Genomic DNA, 3552 nt, shown 5'->3' with positions numbered 1-3552 from the left:
GCGCGAAGCGATCGGCGAGATCCTGCGCTTCATCCAGTTCCTGGCCGACGATGACACCATCATCATCGACCGCGAGGTGGCGGCCTCCGAACGTGCCACCGGCTACCGCAATTTCGCTTTAGCTAACTACATGAAATCCTTTGGCAATCTCCACCATGCGCCGGAACTGGCGCTGGGTGTCTATTTCCACCATTGCGCCGTTGCCATGAGCTGCCGGCAATTGGCAATGGCCGGCCGCTTCCTTGCCAATGGCGGCAAGAACCCGGCGACCGGGCATTCGGTGGTGTCGGCCGAGCGGGCGCGCCGCATCGGTGCGATGATGCTGACCTGCGGCCACTATGACGGATCCGGCGATTTCGCCTTCCGCGTCGGCATCCCCGGCAAAAGCGGCGTCGGCGGTGGCATATTGGGGATCGTGCCGGGGACGGCTTCGCTCGCGGTCTGGTCGCCTGGCCTCAATGCCAACGGCAATTCCAAGCTGGGCTCGATCGCGCTGGAGAGGCTGGCGAAGATGATGAACTGGTCGATCTTCGCGCCTTAGGGCTGCCGACATTCAGGTTGTGCCGGCCTGACTTCAAGGCTTGGACCACGGCGGCATAACCACAAAAAAATCCCGCGCCGTTTTTGACGACGCGGGATTTCTTTTGGTCAAGAAACTACTCCAAACCTTTGAAAGGCTTAAAAGAAGCCTTTCCGCTGCCACCAGCCGGCGCGCTTCGGCTTGTCCTCGGTTTTTGTCTCATCGGCAACGCTCGACGAGACCACTGGCACGGCCGGAGCATTTGTCGACGCGGGCTTGCGCCTGGTCGGGCGGGCTGGCTCGTCCTCGGAGGGAGCAGCAGGCGCCGCCTCGACCGGAGCCGGGGGGGGTTCAATCGTTGCCTCGGGCACGGCCTCGGCTACCGTCTCCGCAACAACGGCCTCCGCGGCCTCCGCGGTCTTCTTCGACCTCGAGGCGCGCTTGGGCTTCTTCGGCTTTTCGGCACTCGGCGCGTCGTCATTGGCGGGAGCAGGAACGGCCGGCTCCTCGACGGGCGCGGCGGTCACGGTCTCGGCCACCACGGTTTCGTCTTCCGACGCGACGTTTTCGACGCCGTCGACCTCTTCGCCGGCGGCCGCATCGGCAGCGTCTTCACCCTCCTCGCGGCGATTGCGCTTGCCGCCGCGCTTGCCGCGCCGGCGCTTCTTGCCGTGGCTGTCTTCCGCTGCTTCGGCCGTTTCGCCAATGCCGACCGTAGCTTCATCGCCCGCTTCGGCTGCCTCGTTGCTCGCGGCGGCGGAAACGCTATCCGCCGGCGCCGGCGTTGAGACTACTCCAGCGCCATGCTCGCGCTCGCCGTGCTCGCGATCGCGATCCTTGCCGCCGCGCCGCCGGCGGCGCTTGCGGCGCTTGCGGTCACGGCCTTCGCCGTCCTCACCGGACCTCTGCTGCTGCGGCTGCTGCTGGGACTGGCGCGGCTGTTCCGCCTGGGCGGGCGCCTCCTCCTCGTCCTCGATGACGATCTCGTCCTCGGGCTCCTCCGGCTCGACATAGGCCGGCAGACTGCGCACTTCGACGAAGCCCTCGGGCTTTTCGGCGATCGCGCCACGGAAGATCGCATAGTGCTGCGCGCCGACCGTGTCGTCGGCCTCGATCGTGATGGTCAGGCCGAAGCGGCTTTCGAGTTCGACCAGCGTGCCGCGCTTGTGGTTGAGCACATAAAGCGCGGTCGCTGCCGGCGTGCGGACCGTGATGTGGCTGCGCGAATCCTTGAGCAGGAATTCCTCTATCGCCCTGACCACCATCAGCGCTACCGAGGAGTCGGAACGCACATGGCCGGTACCGCCGCAATGCGGGCAGGGCTTCATGGTAGATTCCAGCACGCTGGCGCGGATGCGCTGGCGCGACATCTCCATCAGGCCGAAATGCGAGATGCGGCCAACCTGGATGCGGGCGCGGTCGTTCTTGAGGTGATCCTTCAGCCGCTTCTCGACGGAGCGGTTGTTGCGGTTCTCCTCCATGTCGATGAAGTCGATGACGATCAGGCCGGCAAGGTCGCGCAGCCTGAGTTGCCTGGCGACTTCCTCGGCGGCTTCCAGATTGGTGTGGAGCGCCGTGTCCTCGATCGAGTGCTCCTTTGTGGAGCGACCCGAATTGACGTCGATAGAGACCAGCGCCTCGGTCTGGTTGATGATGATGTAGCCGCCGCTCTTCAGCGTCACCTGCGGCTGCAGCATGCGGTCGAGCTGCGCCTCGATGCCGTTGCGCACGAAGATCGGGGTGGTGTCGCGATAGGGCTGAACCACCTTGGCGTGGCTCGGCATCAGCATGCGCATGAAGTCCTTGGCCTCGCGATAGCCGTCCTCGCCGGAGACCAGGATCTCGTCGATATCCTTGTTATAGAGGTCGCGCACCGAGCGCTTGATCAGGCTGCCTTCCTCGTAGACCAGGGCAGGGGCCGTGGACTGCAGAGTGAGGTTGCGGACATTCTCCCAAAGCCGCATCAGATATTCATAATCGCGCTTGATCTCGGCCTTGGTGCGGCTCTCGCCGGCCGTGCGCAGGATGACGCCCATGCCCTGCGGCACTTCGAGGTCGGCGACGACTTCCTTCAGCCGCTTGCGGTCCTGGGCGTTGGTGATCTTGCGCGAAATGCCGCCGCCGCGCGCGGTGTTCGGCATCAGCACCGAATAGCGGCCGGCGAGCGACAGATAGGTGGTGAGTGCGGCGCCCTTGTTGCCGCGCTCTTCCTTGACCACCTGGACCAGCAGGATCTGACGGCGCTTGATGACTTCCTGGATCTTGTACTGGCGGCGCACCGGCTTGCGGCGGTTGCGCACCTCTTCAAGCGCATCCTCGGCGCCGACCGATTCGATTTCGTGGTCGTCCGGATGCGAGGACTGCACCTCTTCCAGCATGCCGCGATCGTCGCTGGAGGGGGCTTCGCCGTTCTGTTCGGCTTGCGGGGCCGGTTCGGAAATCACGTCGGCTTCGACGCTAGCGGCGATCGAGGTAGGGCCACCCTCGGATGTTTCGCCACCGTCGTCCGCGGTGGCATTGTCGCCATGCTCCGCGCCGCCGTGATCCTTGCCGCCATCCTGCGAGCCGGCGTCGGCATCATTGGACTGAATCTCGATGGTCTCGGCGATCGTCTCGACGACCTCTTCGCCGCTTTCACCGGCAGCCTCGCCGCTTGCGACCTCTGCGGCGCTGTCGCCGGGCTCCTCGGAACCGGCGGCGCTGGCCTCGCGCTTGTGTTCGCCACGGTCGCGGTTCTTGCCGCCGCGCCGGCGACCGCGCCGGCCGCGATCGCGGGCCTGGTGCTCCTCGCCGTCGCCGTCCTCATCGTCTTCGTCCTCGGCCTCCTGCGCTTCCGCGCGCAACAGTGCCTGACGGTCGGCGACCGGGATCTGATAGTAGTCGGGGTGGATTTCACTGAAGGCGAGGAAACCGTGACGGTTGCCGCCATACTCGACAAAAGCTGCCTGAAGGGACGGTTCGACGCGCGTTACGCGGGCGAGGTAGATGTTTCCTTTGAGCTGCTTCTTGTCCTGGGATTCAAAGTCGAATTC

Annotated in this window: 2 protein-coding genes; one reads left to right on the top strand and one right to left on the bottom strand. The window is 65.1% G+C overall.

Features of this window, described 5'->3' with window-relative positions; translation table 11 throughout:
- On the top strand, nucleotides 1–541 hold a 541-nt coding region (locus EN781_RS28700; RefSeq protein WP_189347909.1), incomplete at its 5' end, for a glutaminase.
- Between the two features lie 137 nt (nucleotides 542–678).
- On the opposite strand, the gene EN781_RS28695 is transcribed toward EN781_RS28700, so the two are convergent.
- Nucleotides 679–3552, bottom strand: a 2874-nt coding sequence (locus tag EN781_RS28695) for an Rne/Rng family ribonuclease (protein WP_127400562.1), incomplete at its 5' end; no start/stop codon positions are given.

It is taken from the genome of Mesorhizobium sp. M4A.F.Ca.ET.090.04.2.1 (genome assembly GCF_003999085.1).
GTDB lineage: Bacteria > Pseudomonadota > Alphaproteobacteria > Rhizobiales > Rhizobiaceae > Mesorhizobium.
The sequence above is the reverse complement of the archived record's forward strand: the minus strand, read 5'-3'. Positions and strand labels throughout refer to the sequence as shown.